The organism is Rosistilla ulvae (genome assembly GCF_007741475.1).
Classification (GTDB): domain Bacteria; phylum Planctomycetota; class Planctomycetia; order Pirellulales; family Pirellulaceae; genus Rosistilla; species Rosistilla ulvae.
Genome location: NZ_CP036261.1, coordinates 6,455,818 through 6,477,108 on the forward strand (window position 1 = coordinate 6,455,818; position 21,291 = coordinate 6,477,108).

Sequence of the window (21,291 nt, forward strand, 5' to 3'; positions counted from 1 at the left end):
CGTTGGCTAACAAACGCATCTACGCGTCGAGAGATATCGAAAGTGGGTCCCGCAATCGATTGCGCGACCCACTTTTTTTGTGCAACAAGGTCGTGCTTAAGACGACTGCAAATCAAAGTCGAACGTTTCGTCCGCCTCGGTGACAACCACCGACAACTCCGACTTGGCGTTGTAGTTCTCGGGAATGAACTGTTCGGTGATCTGAACCTTTTCACCGGGGTTCGATTCATCGAACTTTCCCGGTACCGGACGCGTTGCTGTGATCATCACCGTCTTCTCCCCCGGTAGCGATTCAAACTCAAAAACCCCATCGACGATGGGGCCAGCAGAGCTGACCGTCTTCCCATCTTTCGCCCGGAAGACGACATGCCCCGCGGTGACAGGTTCACCGCCATAGCTGACCTTGCCCGAAACCTGCGACATCGCAGGCCCGCTGCTGCCACACCCGATCGAAGCTAGCGTCAGCAGGGCGACTGACAGGAGGGCGATTCGTTTGTTTTTCATACGATAGAACTCATGAGAAATGATTGATTCGGTAACGCACGCCTCGGAATGCTTACTGCGCGTCGTTGACGACTTCGCCGTTGGAGATCGTGGCCATCGCATGGTAGACATCCAACTGGATCGTTTCCGACAGGAACTGGGTCGAACCGTCGATGCGGAAGCACAGCACGCCGCCAGGATGTCGGCTGCGCAACGAGTTCTGTGTCGTGTCGGCTCCCGTCAAACTGATGCAAGGCAAGTCCCGATAGGTGGTCGATTTGCAGCTGTAGTGTTGGTCGGGAACCGGCGTGTTGGGGGCTTCCAACGCGGTGAAACCGTAACCGCCCCAACGGGCCCCCCCAGTATCCTCCAGCGCCTCCCCAGCCTCCGGTGTCGCCACCGCCGCGAATCGATTCGCCCCCCATCAGCGAGGTCGACGTTCCGTCGGTCACCGACGAGAAGGAGGTATCGGAGTAAGCGTAGATCAGCCCGCGAGTCCGGGCGGTGTGATACATGTATTGATCGCCGGTGCACATCACATAGTTTCCTTGGAAACCAGCGCCGTCAGAGCGAACGCCACCGTTGGCACCCAGCCCGGGGGTCGCGGTGTCCGAGGGGCACAACAGCGACGCGACTTGCCGATCCTTGATCGATACGTCGACATCCATGATCCACTCGGGATTCTGTTGTTCGTATAACTCTTGCATGTTTCCTTCCTCGAAGAAGGGCAACAGTCGCTGCATCCAGCAATCGCGTTTCCGCGTGACCATCCCACTGTCGACGTAGCCGTAGGGAAACTTGCGAAACGTGTCGTGGTAATTGTGCATCGCCAAGCCCAGCTGTTTCATGTTGTTAGAACAGCTCATTCGGCGAGCCGCTTCGCGGGCGGCTTGGACCTCTGGCAGCAGCAGCCCGACCAGAATGCCGATGATTGCGATAACGACTAACAATTCGACGAGGGTGAACGCACGCCGCGTCGGGGCATAATTCTTCATCAGATGGACTCTCAGAAGGGGAAGGAATCAGGAAAGCGGAGTAAACAGGCAGGCTCGGTAGGGGGGTCGAGCGACTGTGGCAATGCTGGGCGTCGAAAAAAGAGAAACGCCACAGCCAGGTGCTGACCTACCGATTTAGCAAACTTAATACCGCTACCCTCCCCCACAACCACCTAAGAAAGAACGCTCTCCAATTCCAGAGGTGCTGGCTGCGGATTTTGAGGTGCAGATCCCCACCTCAAATCTCTCTTAACGAGCCCCCGCTCACAAAAAGAATTCGACTTTTTGCGATTTAGTTCCGACGCGCCGCCAACAATCGAAGCCAGTCGCCTGCATCGACCGACTCGCAGAGCATGCGTTGTGAGCACTGCCGCCTAAGATTTGACCATCTTGGACGGAACCAAAGGTCATGCGCCCTATGGATGCCAAACTGGCGAACGAAGATCCCCCACTTGTCGCTCGAGGACCAATTGACCGGCGCGCACGAAGGCTCGAGGATGCGGCCGCGCACGCCTGCTAAGAAGCTTGTTCTGGTGACTGTCGAGCCGTCGTTTTCTCCCGTCCTCATTGGGTTTGCAGCAACAGCCGCGTCGCGAAGTTGGAGGTCGATCCGAATCGAGGCTTCAGCAGAACACCTCTCGGTCAATCGCCAGGCTGCAGAACCATAGTGAAAGTCGGGTTTAGCGGCGGCACCGGTGGCCCAACGCGACACGAATCGAGCAGCCGCTGTCGGAGCGGTGTGTCGCATTTCAAGAAAAGATGGCAAAATTTGGAGGCGCCGGGGACGAACACTGCTTCGGGACGTTGGTTACGGCCGCCCAAATGCCCTCTTCAAAGCAGCCGTGCTGGTAGCCAACGGTGGGAACGTCTACCATTCCGAACATCAGAACCTTAATAATATCTGCGATTTGAAGATTAATAGAACAATGGAAAAGACGAAGGTTGCAATCGTTGGTTTGGGAACCGTGGGTACCGGTGTGGCAAAGCTGCTGTTGGACCACGGCGATCGCACGGCGCGGCATGCGGGCCGCACGCTCTGGCTGCAACGCGCGGTGGTTCGCGACGCCAGCAAGCCCGAATACGCTGATTTGCCCGAGGGAGTTGTCACCGAAGACCTCGACGATGTCCTCAACGATCCGGAGATCAAAGTCGTCGCACAATTGATCGGCGGCTTGGAACCGGCCCGCACGATCATGCTGAAGCTGCTCGAAAGCGGCAAGGACGTCGTCACCGCCAACAAAGCCCTGCTGGCCGAACATGGCCCCGAACTGTTTGGTCGCGCCCGCGAACTGGGGCAGTGCATCGCGTTCGAAGCGGCCGTTGCCGGTGGCATCCCGATCATCACGAACATCAGCCAGTGCCTGTCGGCCAATCAGATCCTATCGCTCGAAGGGATCCTCAACGGGACCAGCAACTTCCTGGTCACGCAGATGGATCGCTTGGGGATGTCCTTCGACGACGCCGTCGCCCAGGCCCAGGAACTCGGATATGCCGAAGCCGATCCGACGATGGACGTCGACGGCACCGATGCCGCTCAAAAACTGGCGATCCTCGCCCACCTCGCCTTTGGTGCCCATCCACGTTGGGCCGACATTCCGCGACTGGGCGTCGACCAATTGGACCCGGCCGACCTACAGTACGCTCGCGAACTGGGATACCGCATCAAGCTGCTAGCCGTCGCCCGCTTGGGCAGCGAAGGGCTCGAACTCCACGTCTCTCCTACCTTGGTCAAAGCGGGGACGCCGCTGGCCGAAGTCCAAGACGCGTTTAACGCAATCGCGGTCTGCGGCGATGCCGTTGGCCCTGTCTTCTACCACGGTCTCGGCGCTGGCCAGATGCCAACCGCATCGGCTGTCGTCGCCGACATCATCGACACCGCAGTCGGTCGCACGCGGCTGACCTTCCAGACGCTAAAGCAGTTCAACGGCGACGAACAGCCGCGTGTCAGCTTGCGTCCGTTCAGCGAACTCCCCGGACGGTATTATCTGCGTCTGCACGTCACCGATTCCCCCGGCGTGCTGGGCGAGATCACTGGAGTTCTGGGACGTCATCAGGTTTCGATCGCGTCGGTGATCCAACACGAACCTGCCAGCGATGGGACTAACGATGTCGTTCCATTGGTGATCATGACCCACAGCGCTCCCGAAGGAGCTGCCGGTCGCGCCGCCAACGAGATCGAAAACCTCGATTGCGTCGTCGGCAAGGTGATTCGCTTGCGAGTCAAAGTCGGCGAATAAGAACTCGCCCCAACGTGAGCCGGGCACTCCCCGCACTTCACCCGCCCAGCGCAGCTGGGAGGGTCGAAAAACGAGCGTCTAGCAAGTTTTTCGGGGAGGGCCTACCGACGTCCGATCTGCCGAACTCCCCTCCCCGAACCACGCTTCGCGGGTTCGACCCTCCCTGGGGGAGGGTGAAGACGAGCGTTACCGGCCAGCGTAAAACCAAGCCCGCGATTCACCCGCCCAGCGCAGCTGGGAGGGTCGAAAAACGAGCGTCTAGCAAGTTTTTCGGGGAGGGCCTACCGACGTCCGATCTGCCGAACTCCCCTCCCCGAACCACGCTTCGCGGGTTCGACCCTCCCTGGGGGAGGGTGAAGTTGAGTGCTACAGCATTGGCGTTTGACGCGGGCGGCCACCGTCGCGGTCGATCTGCACCGTCAGATGCCGCCGCCATTGCTCGTCGTTTGTCTCGGGGAAGTCGTTGCGGAAGTGAACCCCACGCGACTCTTCTCGGGCCAGCGCGCTAGCGGCCATCAAGCGGGCGGTCAGCAGCATGTTCTGCAGCTCCCAACCCTCGACCGAATCGAACTGTCGCGGCAACGCATAACTGCAATAGGACTCCAGCGAATCGAGCGCCTGACGCAGCGACGCGGCATCGCGTTGCACGCCACACAACCGCCCCATCAGGCTCTTCATCGCGTTGCGAATGTCACCAATATCAAGCGGTTCCACGGGGGCGGATGTCGCTGGCCCTTCGATCTTAAGCGCCTCATAGCGGTCGGGCATTTCAGCCGCCGCCCGCGCGGCCCCTTCGCCGGCATGCGCTCCGTAGACAAGCCCTTCCAACAAGCTGTTCGACGCCAACCGATTCGCGCCGTGCAGCCCGCTGCTGGTCACCTCTCCCGCCGCCCACAATCCCGGCAGCGAAGTCCGGCCTTCGATATCGACCGAGACACCGCCGATCATGTAGTGGGCACCGGGGCGAACCGGAATTCGATCCTGGGTGATATCCAAACCAAATTCTTGGCAGACCTTGGCGATCCCAGGGAATCGCGACTTCACCTCTTTCGGATCCAGATGGTTCAGGTCCAAGTAAACGCACGGATGCTGAGTCTTGCTCATCTGGCAGACGATCGATTGGCTGACCACATCGCGCGGTGCCAGTTCGCCGCGGGGATCGTATTCGGGCATAAACCGATGCCCCGAGGCATCGACCAAATGCGCCCCTTCGCCTCGCACCGCTTCGGTGATCAGAAATCGGGAACTGCCGGCGATGTAGAGAACCGTTGGATGGAACTGCATCATCTCCATGTCGCGCAATTCGACCCCGGCTCGGTAAGCCGCCGCGATCCCATCGGCAGTCGCTACCGGTGGGTTCGTCGATTCGCGGAAGATCTGCCCACAGCCGCCGGTGCACAGGATCGTCTGCTTGGCCCAAACCAGTGTCGGCTTGTCGGTCCCAACGCCCAGGACGGCACCGTGGCAACGTCCCTCGTGGGTCAGCAAATCCATGGTGAAGGCGTTTTCCATGATCTGGATATTCTGCCGTTCGCGCGTCCGCTGGATCACCGCCCGCATCACCTCGCGCCCCGTGGCGTCTCCCAAGGCGTGGACGATCCGCTGGTGGCTGTGCCCTCCCTCGCGGCCGAGCATCAGCGAACCCTCTTGGTGCGAATCAAATCGCGTCCCCCAAGCGATCAGCTCCTCAATCCTGCGGGGGGCTTCGCGAATCACCGTGTCGACGACCGATCGATCGCACAGATTGCCGCCGGCGTTCAAAGTGTCCTGAACGTGATTCTCAAAAGAATCGGTTTCGTCGATCACGCCGGCGATACCGCCTTGAGCGTAATTGCTGTTCGATTCCTGGATCCGGTCCTTGGTCACGACCAGGACCGATTGGTTCGCCGCCGCGGCATTGGCGGCCCGCAACCCCGAAAGCCCCCCACCAATAACCAAGAGGTCGGTGAAGCGATGCAGGGCCCGTTTTGGATGGAAGGCGACCAGATAGCGAGGTGTCATAAATTCTGCGGCCGGCGCGAGAGGAGATTGTGGGTGCGAGGATCAAGGTGGCACGAAGTGGCGTGGGAAAAGCCCGTATCTGCGTTAATTCGCCTCACCGATCCGATTGGACCCTTGTGTCGAATACGTTAACATTTTGCTAAATATAGTCGAGTCTTGGGCCCCAATCATTGGTAGACTACGGCTGAAATGGCGGGAAAGGCCTACCTTTGCTCGGCATTTCGCGATTGCCGTCCCCGCAAATCGCTCAATTTGAATGGCCTTACCAAGGTCAACGCTCTCCCTTCGAAGCACCATGATTGCCACAGCGGATCAATTCTCCCAGCCCCCAGCCGACGATCGTTCTATCGAAACGATCCGCGCTCAGGTGGCGGCGGGATATCGTGCCGGTGGCAACGCAAAAGGGACCGAGCGATCCTTAACAGGAGTTCCCCGCCACGGCAGGCAGTCGCAGTTTCCCATTTCTGTACAAGAAATGGCTCAGCGGCGCGAAGAGGAACAGGGTTTGCGGTCTCAATTCCCATTGGGCCGTATTTTCCCGACTGGCAGCGCAACGACCGCGCCCAGCCAACGATCCTTCACTTCCACAGCGGAAACACCAAATACATGAGTTATCGAGCCGCCCGCAAACGACGACGTCCACGCATGAGCCTCAGCTTTCTGCCGACGATGCTGACCCTTGGCAACGGTGCCTGTGGCATGGCAAGTATCGCCATGGCTTATAACTCCGAATTGAACTGGTCGACCGAAAACAAGCTGTTTGCCGCCGGATGCTTGATCTTCGCCGGAATGTTGTTCGACGCCTTTGATGGCTGGGCCGCCCGAGCGACCAAGCAGACCAGCGAATTTGGCGCACAACTGGACAGCCTGTGTGATGCGATCACCTTTGGCGTCGCCCCCGCAGTGCTGGTTTGGCAGTACTCCAACGTCCTGCCGCTACGGGTGATCTACCCGATCGGCGTTCTCTTTACGCTCTGCACGATCCTGCGACTGGCCCGATTCAACGTCGAAACGCCAAGCGACGATGCCGAGGACCACGCTTATTTTGAGGGGCTGCCAAGCCCTGCCGCTGCGGGCACGATCGCTACCTTTGCGATCGCCACCCCCGAACTCTCGGGCATGCAGACATCCGTTGCCGATCCGCATACTCAAGAGCTGGCCGCCACGGTCTTGGCCAGTTGCCAATACCTTTTGCCAGCTCTGGCGGTAATATTGGCTTACCTGATGGTCTCGCGATTTCGCTACGAGCATTTTGTCCCGAAGTGGCTCGGCGGACACTGGTCTCCATTCCAGATCGGCCTGGCCCTTTTTGCTATTATGACAGTTGTGGTCGTGAAGGAATTAGCTCTGCCGCTGATGTTCTGCTACTACGCGTTTGAATCCCCGATCCGGAATTGGATGCGTTTGCCCGAATCGGCACGCGCAAGCGGTTAGCATCCCCCCCTGCGAACCGCTCATTACCCAACAATCCCCCAACGGAATTGAAGAACAATGGAAATCGACGTCGCCCCGGCGGAAGACGAAAAATCTCAGCAGGATGCCCCATCGCGCTCCGGTTCAAAAGTGAAGGCCGAACGGGCCCAGTTGTACAAGCAACTGGCTCCCGCCTACGAAGTTCTTTTCCCGTTGGTGATCCGCAACCACATCCGCAGCAGCATTCAATCGCTGGACATCCCCGAGGGATCGAAAGTTCTCGAAGTCGGAATCGGGACGGGTGTCTCGATGCCGGTCTATCCGCAGCACGCCAAGATCACCGGGATCGACCTCTCCGAACCGATGCTGGAAGTCGCTCAAAAACGGATCCAACGCGAGGGATGGGATCATTTTGATCTGCGAGCGATGAACGCCGAACAGCTCGATTTCCCCGACGAAAGCTTCGACTTCGTGACCGCGTTTCACGTCGTCACCGTCGTTTCAAAGCCGCAGAAGATGATGGCGGAGATCACGCGGGTCCTCAAACCGGGCGGACGACTGCTGGTCATCAACCACTTCCGCAGCCGCCGCAAGTGGATCGCCAACATGGTCGATCGCGCCGACAGCGTCACCCGGCACCTCGGCTGGCGGACCAATCTCGAATGCCAATCGATCATCGAGAATCTGCCCCTGGAAGTCGAACGCCGCTACAAATCGTCTCCCTTCTCGCTCTTTACGATCGTCAAGGCGAAACGCTGCTAGCAGCCTCGGCATTGGTTGGAAGCGTTTCCGATCTCCCCCCGACGCGAACCCTCGCGGCCGCTGCCGACTCCTAACCGACAGGACGCGAAGCCCGATGGAGTTCACCGACGGCCCTCTTGGAGCGGCCTGCCGCGTCGGCGTTTGCACGATCGCCGCGCGGGCTGAGGGCGACAAACTCCAGTCGTCTCCTTCGCAGGCCCCTTTATCATCCCCGCGGGCTTAGAATAATAGGCAGCAGGCAGAGGCGTTCTTAAATTCAACCCGCTGCCCGCTTGAGCCACCCTTCCTCGACGACCAGATTGGTCAAATCAGGTGTTTCCGATATATGAGTTCCCCGTTCAACAGCGTCCCCGAAGCCGTTGATGCGATCGCGCGTGGCGAAATCGTGATCGTTCTCGACGCCGAGAATCGTGAAAACGAAGGCGACTACATCTGCGCGGCCGAAAAAGCGACGATCGAAAACGTCAACTTCATGCTCTCCGGACGCGGCCAACTGTGCGTCGCCGTCCTCCCCGACGTCTGCAATCGCTTGGATCTGCACCCGTTGGTCGAACGCAACGACGCACCTTTAAAGACAGCCTTCCAGACGCCCGTCGATCATCGCAACGCCAAGACCGGGATCACCGCAGCCGAACGTTCCGAAACGATCCAGGCGCTGATCCAACCCCACAGCCACGCCGAAGACTTTGTCCGCCCCGGGCACGTCTATCCGCTGCTGGCGAAAGAGGGAGGCGTGTTGCGCCGGGCCGGGCACACCGAAGCTGCTGTCGATCTCGCCCGCATGGCGGGGCTGGAACCAGCCGGCGCGCTCTGCGAAGTCCTCAACGAATCGGGAGACCGCGCCACGCGCGACGACCTGCTGGCGTTGGCCAAGAAACACGACCTGAAGATCATCACGATCGAAGAACTGATCGCCCATCGCCGGGTGAATGAAAAGCTGGTTTCGCGAAACGCACAAGCGGATCTACCGACATCGTTTGGCGACTTCAAAATCATCGTCTACGACGTCCAGTTCGAAGACCAGGAACCGATCGCGTTGGTTTACGGAGACCTGACCTCTCCCGATGGCCCGCCGCCGTTGGTGCGGATGCACAGCAGTTGCTTCACCGGCGACCTGGTCGATTCGCTTCGCTGCGATTGCGGCGACCAACTGAAGATGGCCCTGAAGGTGATCAGCGACGAGGGACGCGGCGCGTTGGTCTATCTGCCGCAAGAGGGCCGTGGTATCGGACTGGCCCAAAAGATCCACGCTTACGCATTGCAAGACCAAGGCCTCGACACAGTCGAAGCGAACCACGCGTTGGGCTTCAAAGCCGACATGCGCGACTACGGCATCGGGCTGCAGATCCTCAAAGACCTCGGGCTCCGCGAAGTCCGCCTGCTGACCAACAACCCCAAGAAGACCGAAGCCTTCAATCTCCGCGGCTTCGATCTGCAGGTCGTCGATCAAGTGCCGATCATCTCCGAATCGAACGTTCACAACGCGCGTTACTTGCAAACCAAGCGAGACAAGATGGGGCACCAATTGCCCAGCGATCCGGTCGAGTCGGCCGAATGAACCGCGAGGCGCAGGAAGCTTGGCGGCCGCGACGGATCGCCGTAATTGGTGTCGGTTTATTAGGCGGTTCGGTCGCGTTGGCAGCAAAGCGTCGCTGGCCCGACGCAACGCTTGTCGGTTCGTCTCGCAAGCCCGAGACGCGGCAGACGATGCTCGACCTACAAGTCGTCGACCACGCATTTGCTGATGCGATCCAGTGCGTCGCCGATTGCGACCTGATCATCATCGCAGCCCCCGTTGGCCACATCGCCCGGTTGCTGCCCGAGATCGCCGATGCCAGCGATCACGGTGCGATCATCACCGATGTCGGCAGCACCAAACAGGAAATCGTTGCGGCAGCCGAAGCGCACCCCGCCGCGGCGCTGCGGTTTGTCGGATCGCACCCGATCGCCGGCAGCGAGCGAACGGGAGTCGAAAACGCTTCGGTCGATCTGTTCCAAGGCAAGCTTTCGATCACCACACCGACCGACCAAACCGATCCGATCCGCCACGACCGCGTAAAGCAATTTTGGAGAGAGATCGGTTGCCGCGTGATCTCGATGAGTCCCGCCGATCACGACCTCGCATTGGCTTCTGCCAGCCATATGCCGCACATCGCATCAGCCGCTTTGGCCCTGGCGCTGCCACAAAAATTTGCCCATCTGACCGGATCGGGATTCCGCGACGCGACGCGGATCGCGGCGGGAGATCCTTTGATGTGGCGGCAGATCGTCGAAGCGAACGCACCGGCCGTCTTGGCTCAGTTGCAGCAATACGAATCGGCGATCGGCCAGTTCCGCGGCGCGATCGCTAGCCAGGATTGGGCTGGAATCGAAAAGCTGTTTGCCGACGCGCAAACCGCAAAACAAACGATCGATGCCGCGACGTGTGGCCCCGAAGACGACTCAGAATAACAGCGTCTTCTGGTGGGGCGGATCGTCGTCCCGGTTTTCCAGTTCGCGGCGGACCTCGCGCAAGCCGTAGGCGCAAAGTTCAAACTGATCGCTCAATCGCCGCAGCAGATCGCACGGCGGGCGATCGTCGCCCCCTTCGATCGAGCTTGCGATCGCGTAGGCTCGCTTGCCCTGCTGGCAATAATCGACGAAATGATCGGCGTGGTCGCGCGACTTCATCTGCCGCAGGCTCTCGGGATACATCCCACTCCAGAACAGCGTGAAATCGCCGACGTGGCGGTGGACTTCACGGCGAGCGACGCCGATCCGCTTGTCCGCTTCGATCAGCATCTCGACAACTTCGGTCGCTGGTCTGCCGGTCGCTCGGCGAACCGTATGCAGCATGTCGGTGCGCACGAACCGAATCAGCAGGCTGTTGATGTAGTCGACTAACTGGACATCGACCACGCCCAACTGACCATGAAAGATCGATTCGGAAACCCCAGAAAAGAATCGTTGCAGTAGCGAACTTGGCGCTGAATCACGTTTCTCAGTCATCGGTTGTCTTCCTCCTGTTGCAAGGAAGAGGAAATGAATCCTCTACCATTCAACCTAATTACGCCCCAATCGCCAGGTCAAGAGAGAAATCGAATCGGCAAAAAAATTGCGGATGCCGTAATCCGGCCTTTTGGGACGGCGATCGTATTGGCAAATCCAGCGTGCCGCATGTGCCAAGGGTTGCTGAAAAGGCAGGACTTCAGGAGGACCGAAGGGCCGGCAATTTGCATCGCCCAGGCGGAACGCCTGGGAAACCGGCAAGGCGAACAAACACAACAAGAAGGGCCAACGGCCTGCCGATCGACGTGCGACCGCGTTGCGGCGGTGGCGTTGGCATCCGATGACATGCAACGCGGCGCAAACCACCGGGCCTCAAGAGAACCGAAGGGCCGGCAATTTGCATAGCCCAGGCGGAACGCCTGGGTAAACGGCGAGGCGAACAAACACAACAAGAAGGGCCAACGGCCCGCCGATCGACGTGCGACCGCGTTGCGGGCGGTGCGTGTTACGACGATCGAACCCGGTGGTGTTCGCTACGCTCAAACCACCGGCTACCTTCTGGGACCCCTTCGGGAACCTACGGTGCGGTTACTGTCGTGGCGTTGGCATCCGATGACATGCAACGCGGCGCAAACCACCGGGCCTCAAGAGGACCGAAGGGCCGGCGATTTGCATAGCCCAGGCGGAACGCCTGGGTAAACGGCAAGGCGAACAAACACGACAAGAAGGGCCAACGGTTTGGCGTGCGACCGCGCTACGGCGATCGAACCCGGTGGTATTCGCTGCGCTCATACCACCGGCTACCTTCTTGGATCACCAGCGAATCGCTGCGGCAACTGAGATTCCGCAACGGATTGCCAGCGAGTAAATCGTTGACCTCGACGACGACGGATCGGTCGACGTAATCGCTTGCGATGACCGAAGAGATCGGGGCGTTTTGTGTCGTCAGACTTGTTGGTTGCAATGGGGCACTGCAAATATCTCGCCGCTCCCCGGCCGGCGGCTTCCGTTCATGGGTAACCACCTGCCATTGCTCTGTCGACTTGTCCCGACATTTGTCGATCGGAGGGGGTTAGTTGAGGTCGATCGTCAGGTTATTTTCACCGTCAACGATGGTGACCTGTTGGCCGCTGGAGGTCTCGCTGTAAAACTTCTCGGGAATTCCAGAAACATTGCTGAGGTAGACCGTATATTCTCCGCTGGCAAGCGGGGTTTCTAGCTTAAACGCTCCTTTTTGATCAATTGCGGCCACTCCAACCTCTCCTGTTGTAAACGAGAAGAGATGAATTGTCCCTTGGCGTATCGACTTCCCGGCTACGGCGATGGTTCCTGCCACTGAGGCAGTTGGCGCCACAATCACTGGTTCCGCTGAATTGCAACCGTTCATTGCAATAACGAGCATAACGATCGCCGGAAATAGGTACCAACGCATCGTGGCTGCGATAGGACGTAGCATGGCTTCTTTGTTCCTTGTTGGGTTTGTCAAATTATTGCTTATTTGCCCCATTTTTTTCGCGCAATGCGAGGGGGCTTTAGGTTGTTCAGGCAGGCATGATGGGGTTGTCTCTCATGCTGTTGCGAGATGCCGCCACCACCGATCCGCAAGCGGAAACGGTGGAGAGGAGAGTTCGGTGCGATCTAACTACTGGGCAGGGATTACATTGCCGTCCGCCTTGTCACCAAGGTACTGGTAGGTGAGATATTGGATAGTCTCGGCGATGAATGCCACGGATCCATCGGCCTTCAAAAATTGCGCTCCTCCGGGATGATGGGAGCCAAAATTAGCCCATCGATCGCTATATTCCGTAGCGGACGTCCCCGCAACGACGGTGCCGTTGTTTGTAATGTGGGAGAAAGCCGCATCACCCACGATTTTTCGGTTCAGCGGGTAGCACATGTTTCGGTGCGAGTGATAGCCCCATCGCCAGATATGGTTGCTTAGATTGAAGTTCGAGTCCATCTCACCCGCTGCGATTGTGTTGCTCGTGCCATCGGTAATATCACGAAATGCAACTCGCGAATTCTGATTGAATATTCCTCGCCATGAGTTCGTGTTACCATCGTTGGTGCTGCCAGTACCTGTGCTGAATGCGTAGTCGCCGTATGCCACGGTGCTACTTCCCTGCAAAGGACGCGGTTTGGATGGACAGAACATTGCATCCACGACCGTTGCCTTTGCAGCATTGTTCGCCGCGTTGTCATAGTCGACTCGGAAATCCCAGAGATCGTAGACGTTTCCCATCTCCATAAATGGCAGAATCGCGACCCAACCGTTGATGCGGTTGCCGCCGATGTTGCCAGGTTCGGTGTTGTATCTGGAGCCGGCTGGAAACGTCTGGTGCGTATCGTGGTAATTATGGAGCGCAAGTCCAAATTGCTTAAAATTGTTGCTGCACTGCATCCGCCGTGCCGCTTCGCGAGCCGCTTGTACAGCCGGCAACAATAGGCCGACGAGAATGCCAATGATCGCGATGACGACAAGAAGCTCCACGAGCGTAAAGCCTTGAGTGCGATTTCGCATGAAAGAATTCCTCAAAATCAGTTAGGAAAATAAGAACTGCCGACCAGATGTTTTGATCGCGACAATGTTCGCATGCGAAACTAAGCCCCCGCACGCCCTGGGTTACGCAATTCATTATCCCCTTCGTGTGGGCAATGTCAACCGTGATATTGTGGACTTTGGGTGAGCGGATGAGTACTTTTCGTTTTGCTCGGTTCAGCTGAGCTCAGGTCCGGTGGTGTTCGCTACGCTCAGACCATCGGCTCCCCTATTCGATCCCTCCGTGGTCTCGCCTCAACTAATCCGAAGTACCAAAGAAGGGGAACATCTTTCGTATCTCTTCGTTGGACGGTTGTAGACCATACTCACAGATCTCGAAGGCTTCGGCATATTTGACCTGCTCGCCTCGTTCGGGTCCGTACCAGCGACTGAGCGCCTGACGATATTGCCGCGATTCCCCACCGGCCCGTTGATCCCAACGTTTGCGCAGCCATTCTCGACGCAATTCGGGCTGCGACGCCGGCGGCACGTCTGCCATTTTTTCGGCGTTCCCCAACGCACCTCCTTCAAACGTTTGCGACTCCAACGCCATCAACGCGTCGACTTTCTGCTCGAAGACGTCATCGATGGCTACCGCGATATCGGGATCAAACGGATAGGGTTTCTTGAAACGGTCGCTCGAATAAAGAAACAACGGGTTCTTTTTCAGAGCCGGGACGTCGGGGCAGAAAAAAGGAACCGTGACCATAAACGCGGCATCCTGTACCAAGACACCGACGTAGCGATGGTCGGGGTGATAGTCCCAGGGACGGTGCGCGATCACGATGTCCGCTTCCCACTCGCGGATCAAACGGGTGATCGTGCGACGGTTTTCGAGCGTCGGCATCAACTCGCCGTCGTGGATGTCGAGGACTTGCGAAGTCACCCCCAACCGTTTTGCGACCTCTGCCGATTCCGCGATCCGTCGTTTTGCCAGAGCTCCGCCGGCCATCTGCCAATGGCCGATATCGCCATTGGTCACCGAAACTAGCTTGACATGATGCCCCTGCTTGGCCCACAGCGCCGCCGTCCCGCCACTCTTGTATTCCGCATCGTCGGGGTGCGCCCCAAAACAGATGATCCGCAGCTTTCCATCGCCGCTCTCCTCTTTGTTCTCAGCCCAAATCAAATTCGAACTTACAGACAGCATCATCGCCATCGTGAACAGCAGTTTGCAGTGCCTCATGGTGTCGTTCCTTTACGGTGCAGTTAAAACAGTTGCAGCGTCGCTCACTTTTCGCTCGCCGCAACGAAGTCGCCATTCTCACGGAACAATGACTCGACTTCAAGACAAACGATTGGCGAGTTGCGTTCGAATCCGATGGTCTCGCTGCGTTCAGGCCACCGGCGACCATTCTTAGCTTCCTTCGGGATCAGACCGAGTGATCGAGTCGGAGCGATTGAATCAATGATTTTGGGTGCCATGCGTGGTGGTTCACCGACACTATCAACTTCTTTCGGCCTGCACGGACCGAATGCGTTCTGTGTCGCAATGGGCGGGAAACTTACTGCGTCCTGCCCACACGGCGCTGCGGGACAACTATACTGCCCCTGTTGCCAATCCATCTCTCTCCGTCCTGACCTGACGATGCCATGCGAATTGCACTCTGCAGCCTGTTGACCGCTTTGATTTGTTCGGTGGCTTGGTCTCAACCGACCACCTACGCCACGCCCGAGGCTGCGGCCGAAGATCCTGATTTTGCAACGCAAGGCGAATACGTCGGTCCCAAGCGGGCGATGCAGGTGATCGCGTTGGGAGACGGGGAATTTGAAGCGGTCATCTACGCAGGCGGTCTGCCCGGCGATGGCTGGGACAAGACACCACCACAACGCGTTCCGCTGGACGCCGATGCGGTTCTCGATCTGGTCGACGCCAATCAAATGCAGCGCGTCGATCGGAAGAGTCCCACGTTGGGGCAGCAACCTCCGGCCGGCGCGATCGTGATGTTCGATGGCACCACCGAAACGATGGAGGCTCATTGGCAGTCGGGTCGGATGACCGATGATGGACTGTTGATCGAAGGGGTGACCAGCAAAGACCGCTTCGACGATTTTCGTTTGCACCTGGAATTCCGCACTCCGTTTATGCCTGCAGCACGTGGACAAGCTCGCGGCAACAGCGGCGTCTATTATCAAGGCCGTTACGAAACGCAGGTCCTCGATTCGTTTGGACTCGCCGGTGCAATGAACGAAACCGGCGGGATCTACACGATCCGCGATCCCGATCTGAACATGTGCTTCCCGCCGCTCGCTTGGCAAACCTACGACGCCGACTTCACCGCCGCTCGCTACGATGACGCCGGCAAGAAGACCGCCGATGCCAAACTGACCGTGCGATTAAACGGCGTGATCGTGCAACAGAATGTGGCGCTGCCGCACAAGACGCGAGCGGCTCCCAACGACGAAGGGCCCCAACCGGGACCACTGTACCTGCAGAACCACGGCAATCCGGTTCGCTTTCGCAATATCTGGGTTCAGCCTCGCGATGCCGATAAAGAAGCTCGCCGTCCCCGCGTCCCCGGCTTTGAACGCTTTGCAACTTCCGCCGGCGGCGACGCCGCCTTGGGCGGGCATCTATTGATCAGCGAACTCGGCTGCGCAGCCTGCCATCTGCAAGCCAAGCCCGCGGTCGCCGCCAAACAGGCTCCGATTCTCGACAGCGTTGGCAGCCGCATCCGCCCCGATCATCTACTGGCGTTCATCGGCGACCCGCACGGGGAAAAGCCAGGGACGACGATGCCCGATCTGCTGGCGGGACTCGAACCGCAACAGCGTGACGCGACGGTTCGTGCGCTTGCCAGTTACCTCGTTTCGACCGGCGTCGTCGTCGATCGCGTGGGGGATCCCGTAGCGGCTGGTCGCGGCAAAGAACTGTTCCACATGATCGGCTGCACCGCCTGCCACGCGCCGCAAGATGGCACGGTCGTCTCCGATGCGACAACGATCCCGTTGGGTAAGCTGGGGCAGAAGTACACGTTCGATTCGTTGGTCGGGTTCTTGAAGCAGCCGCATGCGACGCGCCCCAGCGGTCGGATGCCCAGCTTCGGTTTCCAAGATGGCGAAGCGGAAGATCTGGCGACCTACCTATTGCGCGAGGTAATCTTGGGCGAAGCGGGGGTCAACACCAAGGCGACCTTTTATGAAGGGAGCTGGAAGACGCTGCCCGATTTTGAAACGCTGACGGCGGAAAAGGAAGTCGAAACGTTTGGGCTGGACATCGAAGCCAGCGGTCGCACCGACCGCTTTGCCGCCCGTTTCGACAGCTACTTCATCGCGCCGAAGCGGGCCAAATACAAGTTCCATCTGGGATCGGACGATGGCAGCCGCGTGCTTGTCGACGGCAAGCAGGTCGTGCTGTACGACGGCATCCATCCGCATGGCACGCGGACCGCAGAGGTTTTGCTGGAGCAAGGTGTTCACGAACTGCGAGTCGAATATTTTGAGTTCGCTGGCTACGAATCGTTAACGCTGGAGATCGAAGGGGGCGGGTTGAATCGGATCACGATCGATTCGATCCTGTCGCTCGATCCGTCGGGGCAGATGGCCGAGCCGCTGTTCAAGTCGACCTTCCAGCCCGATCTCAAGTTGGTCCAGCAGGGACGCGAGTTGTTCACAAGCGTCGGCTGTGCCGCTTGTCATCAATTGAAGTCGCTGCCGACCGACGCCACGAAATCGCTGGTCGCCCCGGCGATGAAGTCGCTCGATACGTCTGCCGGTTGCTTGGCGGAGACGCCCGTTGCCGGCCTGCCGAACTTTGACCTCAACGTCGCGCAGCGTCAGGCGATCGGCCGCGCGATCGATGAATTGCGTGCGGGGCCTCAGGAAATCGACGCCGCGGGATTGGTTCATCAGACGATGGCAACGATGAACTGTTACGCCTGTCACAGCCGCGACAAAATCGGCGGTCCCGAAGCGACTCGCGATGCTGTCTTTAAGACGACGATGCAGGAGATGGGAGATGAAGGACGTCTGCCGCCACCGCTGACCGGCGTGGGAGACAAATTGAAGTCTGACTACATCACGCAGATCCTGAACAAGGGAGCGGACGAGCGGCCCTACATGCTGGCCAATATGCCCGGCTTTGGAACCCACAACCTGCCCGGTTTCGTCGACGCTTTGGTTGCGTTGGATCAGAAAAGCGAAGCCGAAATCGCGGCGATCGATCAGCCGCGGGACGAACTGCTTTCGGCCGGACGCATGCTGGCGGGCAACAAAGGACTCTCCTGCGTCAAGTGTCACACGTTTGGCGGTCAGGGAGCGCCCGGGATCGGCGCGATCGACATGCAACGGATGACGTCGCGTTTGCGAGAGGACTGGTTCCACCGGTATCTGATGTCGCCGCAAACCTATCGCCCGGGAACCCGGATGCCGGCCAGTTTCCCCGACGGCAAGTCGGTGGTTCCCGATCTCTATGAAGGCCATCCCAATACTCAGATCGGTGCCTTGTGGACCTATCTTGCCGACGGTTCAAAGGCTCGCCCGCCGATCGGTGTCGAGAAGGAGCTGATCGAATTGATTCCCGAAGAGCGGCCGATCATCTACCGCAACTTTATCGAAGGGCTGACGCCGCGGGGGATCGCCGTTGGATATCCTCAACGCGTTCACATCGCATGGGACGCCGGCACGATGTCGCTGGCGTTGGCATGGAAGGGAGCGTTCATCGACGCCAGCAAGCACTGGGTCGGACGTGGCCCTGGGAAGCAGGGGCCGTTGGGCGACGCGATCCGATCGTTGGAGAAAGTTGCTCCGTTGGCCCGGCTCGACGCGATCGATGCTCCCTGGCCGACCGAAGATCTGCGAGAACAGGGATATCGATTCCTTGGCTATCGCTTGAACCCCAGCGGTCAACCGACGTTCCGCTATCGCGCCGGCGAAGTGACTGTCGAAGACACGCCGCTGCCCGAGGTCGACGATTCCGGAGCGGTCTCGCTGCGCCGCCAGTTGCAATTGACAGGCCCCGCCGACACTGCCGGGCTGACGCTTCGCGTGGCAGCGGGCAAGAAGATCGAAGCGGCCGACGACGGCTGGTATCGCGTCGACGGCGAATATTCGATCCGCATCGACGGACCGGCCGAGCTGGTCTCTGTCGGCGATGGGCAAGAGTTGCGAGTGCCGGTTTCGCTGGAAAACGGTACAGCGACGATCGAAGAACAGATCCGTTGGTGATAAGGGTTTGCCGATCCTGACGCCAACAACTTTACTTCAAAACGATAACTTTCCTGCTGCACAGCGGTGGCTCTTATGAATCGATTCTCAATCGCGACGACTCTCTTTTCCGGCCTGTTGATCGGACTGTGCGTTACCGCCACCGCGGTGGCTCAGCCGCCCACCGAAGACGAATACTATAAGCTGACCGATCTGCAGATTCCCGAAGGGGAGCTGTTGGAGGTGGGAGCGGTTCAGTTGATGTCCGACGGCCGGCTGGCCGCGGCAACGCGTCGCGGCGAGATCTGGATGATCGATGATCCGTTGGCCGATGAAGTCCCCGCAAAGAACTTCCATCGCTACGCCCACGGGCTGCACGAACCGTTGGGGCTGACCGAAAAAAATGGATGGCTTTATGTGACTCAGCGTCCCGATGTCAGCCGATTGCGCGATACCGATGGCGATGGCCGAGCCGACGAATTTGAAGTCGTCGCCGATGGCTGGGGCATCACCGGCGATTACCACGAGTATGCGTTTGGGTCGAAGTTCGATGCCAACGGCGATATCTGGGTGACGCTGTGTCTGACCGGTTCGTTCAGCAGCAAAGCTCTCTACCGGGGCTGGTGTGTCCGCGTGACGCCCGACGGCAAGACGGTTCCGACGACCAGCGGGATCCGATCGCCCGGCGGGATGGGCAGCAACATCGCCGGCGACATCTTCTATACCGACAACCAAGGCCCTTGGAACGGGACGTGCCATCTGAAGCAATTGATCCCGGGAAAGTTCGTCGGCCATCCCGGCGGATTCGAGTGGTATGAACAGGCGGAAGAGGTGCTGGGCAAACGACCGCAAGAACCCGAGAGCAACACGCGCTCGTTGGATCAGGCGCGGAAGATTCCCGAGTTCGAAGTGCCGGTGGTGATGTTCCCGTACAACAAGATGGGAAAATCGGCGAGCGGCGTGACCTGTGATACCAGCGGCGGCAAGTTTGGTCCGTTTGCCGGGCAGATGTTTGTCAGCGACCAATCGGCCAGCACGGTGATGCGTGTCTATCTGGAAAAGGTTCAGGGGCATTACCAAGGCGTCTGCTTTCCGTTCCGCAAGGGCTTTGGTTCGGGGAACGTCGCCACCGAGATCACCCCCGACGGATCGATGTTTGTCGGCGGCACGAATCGCGGCTGGGGATCGGCCGGCCGCGATCCGGGCTCGCTGCAACGACTGAATTGGACTGGCAAGCTGCCGTTTGAAATCCTGGAGATGCGAGCTGCCAAAGATGGCTTTGATCTGGTCTTCACCGAAGCTGTCGATCCCGAGACGGCGGGCAACGTCGACTCTTATAAGATGGAAACCTACACCTACATCTACCAAAGTTCGTACGGCAGTCCGGAAGTCGACCACACGACGCCGACGATCCTCTCGGCAACAGTCGCTGACGATGGCAAGACGGTCCATCTGAAGATCGATGGCTTGCAGGAAGGGCATGTGCACGAACTGCACAGCGACGGCGTCAAGAACACCGCCGGCAACTCGCTGCTGCACTCCGAAGCCTATTACACGCTGAACTATCTGGTGCAGTAGCGGATTGGCTGATCGGGTTTTTCGCACGAAGAACTATTGTGCAAATACCGACTGCCGCGACACGACTGCGTTGAGGAACAGTCGCCGGATGGCGTCGTAGCCGCGATCGTTGGGATCTTCGATATTGCTGAAGTACCAATAGTGTGGATCGCTGCTGTCGTAGGTCTCTCGCCAGAACTGCCGGCAATGCGATCCGTGCCCCAAAAAAGCTTCGTACATCGGCACAAGCGTCACGTTCGGCCGCCGTTTGGCGGCGTCCAGGATGATCGCGTTATAGCGAGCATGGATTGCCAGCCCGTCGGGCCACGGCGGCAGAAAGATACTTGGCGCGTCGCCGACTCCATCGGTCGGATCGTAGATGTTGGCTAGAAACATCTCACAGCCGCCGGGAAAGCTTTCATCGATCTGGTCGAGCATCCGGTCCAGCCGGGCTGCAAAGTTTTTGATCCACGGTTCGGCCTGCTCCAGCGTCGCTCCATACATGGCCCCTTCGCGAGCCGGCGAGCGACCGTAGCTGTGGATCAGATCGTTCCCGCCGGTGGTGAGCACAACAATTCCAAAGGTCTCCGCGGAATGGGGTTCCAGACGCTGCACGACATCCCAGTGCATCGGCGATGTCGATCCGGAGACCGCCAGATTTTCGGCTTCGATGTTGGGCAGCACGGCCGATAAACAGAGGCCCTGCATTGCAGCAAACTCATCCTCGGGATTCCGCAGCATGCGTTGGAAGTAGGAATGCGCAGGACTCTTGGCTCCCAAGCCGGCCGTCACACTATCGCCAATCCCCAGCAGCTTGAATTGCCGCGACGACCACTGCTCGCGAAAAGCGGCTGCAGCAACCTCCGGCCCCGCCGGACCGCTGCCGATCGGTCGACGCAGATTCAATTCGATGTAGGCCAGCGCAGCGATCGTCAAGGCGCCGCCGAAAAGCAGCAACCGACGCAACCGCTTGCTCTTCACCTTGCGGATCTCCCCCGCATCGGTCGCAACCTGTCCAACGCTGGCATTCACAGAATCGACATCATTCATCGGACTCTCCGCTCGCTGGCGATTGGATCGGTCGACACTCATTACCGACTTGGCATCGTGCGTGTTGCCAGCGACCAGTGCATCTTACCTGCAACCGGGAACCCAATGGGCCCCGGGGGCC

General features: G+C 59.0%; 16 protein-coding genes. 7 read left to right on the forward strand and 9 right to left on the reverse strand.

Going from position 1 to position 21,291, the window contains the following annotated elements:
- Positions 1–96: 96 nt before the first annotated feature.
- The gene (locus EC9_RS23005; protein ID WP_145348385.1) at positions 97–504 is read right to left on the reverse strand and encodes a hypothetical protein; all 408 of its coding nucleotides are present in this window, start codon (positions 502–504) and stop codon (positions 97–99) included.
- Positions 501–1,478, reverse strand: coding sequence for a DUF1559 domain-containing protein (locus EC9_RS27440; RefSeq protein WP_261342910.1), 978 nt, complete (start codon positions 1,476–1,478; stop codon positions 501–503). The genes EC9_RS23005 and EC9_RS27440 overlap by 4 nt, the downstream gene beginning before the upstream one ends.
- Before the next feature lie 926 nt (positions 1,479–2,404).
- On the opposite strand from EC9_RS27440, the gene EC9_RS23015 reads away from it, so the two are divergent.
- Positions 2,405–3,715, forward strand: a complete 1,311-nt coding sequence (locus tag EC9_RS23015) for a homoserine dehydrogenase (RefSeq protein ID WP_145286511.1) — start codon at positions 2,405–2,407, stop codon at positions 3,713–3,715.
- Between the two features lie 366 nt (positions 3,716–4,081).
- Here EC9_RS23015 and nadB read toward each other — a convergent pair whose 3' ends face one another.
- Positions 4,082–5,716 (reverse strand): L-aspartate oxidase, encoded by a 1,635-nt coding sequence (nadB, locus tag EC9_RS23020; protein WP_145348386.1) that lies wholly within the window; start codon positions 5,714–5,716, stop codon positions 4,082–4,084.
- A 645-nt stretch (positions 5,717–6,361) separates the two neighbouring features.
- Between nadB and pssA the strand changes: the two genes are divergently transcribed.
- The 4 genes from pssA to EC9_RS23040 all read left to right on the forward strand — a co-directional run bounded on the left by pssA (position 6,362) and on the right by EC9_RS23040 (position 10,342).
- Entirely contained in the window at positions 6,362–7,150 is a 789-nt protein-coding gene (gene pssA, locus EC9_RS26735) for a CDP-diacylglycerol--serine O-phosphatidyltransferase (protein WP_218934371.1), read from the forward strand.
- A 57-nt stretch (positions 7,151–7,207) separates the two neighbouring features.
- Positions 7,208–7,891 (forward strand): class I SAM-dependent methyltransferase, encoded by a 684-nt coding sequence (locus EC9_RS23030; protein ID WP_145348388.1) that lies wholly within the window; start codon positions 7,208–7,210, stop codon positions 7,889–7,891.
- A 325-nt stretch (positions 7,892–8,216) separates the two neighbouring features.
- Complete coding sequence (gene ribA, locus EC9_RS23035; RefSeq protein ID WP_145348389.1) at positions 8,217–9,449, forward strand: GTP cyclohydrolase II; 1,233 nt, start codon at positions 8,217–8,219, stop codon at positions 9,447–9,449.
- Positions 9,446–10,342 (forward strand): prephenate dehydrogenase, encoded by an 897-nt coding sequence (locus EC9_RS23040; protein WP_145348390.1) that lies wholly within the window; start codon positions 9,446–9,448, stop codon positions 10,340–10,342. The genes ribA and EC9_RS23040 overlap by 4 nt, the downstream gene beginning before the upstream one ends.
- On the opposite strand, the gene EC9_RS23045 is transcribed toward EC9_RS23040, so the two are convergent.
- The 5 genes from EC9_RS23045 to EC9_RS23065 form a co-directional block, all read right to left on the reverse strand.
- On the reverse strand, positions 10,334–10,879 hold the full coding sequence (locus EC9_RS23045; RefSeq protein ID WP_145348391.1) for a hypothetical protein: 546 nt from the start codon (positions 10,877–10,879) through the stop codon (positions 10,334–10,336). The two genes, EC9_RS23040 and EC9_RS23045, sit on opposite strands and share 9 nt — an antisense overlap.
- A gap of 754 nt (positions 10,880–11,633) precedes the next feature.
- Positions 11,634–11,843 (reverse strand): hypothetical protein, encoded by a 210-nt coding sequence (locus EC9_RS23050; RefSeq protein ID WP_145348392.1) that lies wholly within the window; start codon positions 11,841–11,843, stop codon positions 11,634–11,636.
- A 108-nt stretch (positions 11,844–11,951) separates the two neighbouring features.
- Complete coding sequence (locus EC9_RS23055) at positions 11,952–12,335, reverse strand: hypothetical protein (protein WP_145348393.1); 384 nt, start codon at positions 12,333–12,335, stop codon at positions 11,952–11,954.
- Between the two features lie 186 nt (positions 12,336–12,521).
- A complete protein-coding gene (locus EC9_RS23060) occupies positions 12,522–13,400 on the reverse strand; it encodes a DUF1559 domain-containing protein (RefSeq protein WP_145348394.1) in 879 nt (292 codons plus the stop codon).
- A gap of 277 nt (positions 13,401–13,677) precedes the next feature.
- On the reverse strand, positions 13,678–14,604 hold the full coding sequence (locus EC9_RS23065) for a PIG-L deacetylase family protein (RefSeq protein ID WP_145348395.1): 927 nt from the start codon (positions 14,602–14,604) through the stop codon (positions 13,678–13,680).
- A 407-nt stretch (positions 14,605–15,011) separates the two neighbouring features.
- Between EC9_RS23065 and EC9_RS23070 the strand changes: the two genes are divergently transcribed.
- Positions 15,012–18,584: a family 16 glycoside hydrolase gene (locus EC9_RS23070; RefSeq protein WP_145348396.1), complete on the forward strand. Its 3,573-nt coding sequence runs from the start codon at positions 15,012–15,014 to the stop codon at positions 18,582–18,584.
- Positions 18,585–18,659: 75 nt separating this feature from the next.
- On the forward strand, positions 18,660–20,141 hold the full coding sequence (locus tag EC9_RS23075) for a DUF7133 domain-containing protein (RefSeq protein WP_145348397.1): 1,482 nt from the start codon (positions 18,660–18,662) through the stop codon (positions 20,139–20,141).
- Positions 20,142–20,174: 33 nt separating this feature from the next.
- On the opposite strand, the gene EC9_RS23080 is transcribed toward EC9_RS23075, so the two are convergent.
- The gene (locus EC9_RS23080) at positions 20,175–21,212 is read right to left on the reverse strand and encodes an SGNH/GDSL hydrolase family protein (protein WP_246105835.1); all 1,038 of its coding nucleotides are present in this window, start codon (positions 21,210–21,212) and stop codon (positions 20,175–20,177) included.
- Positions 21,213–21,291: the final 79 nt, after the last annotated feature.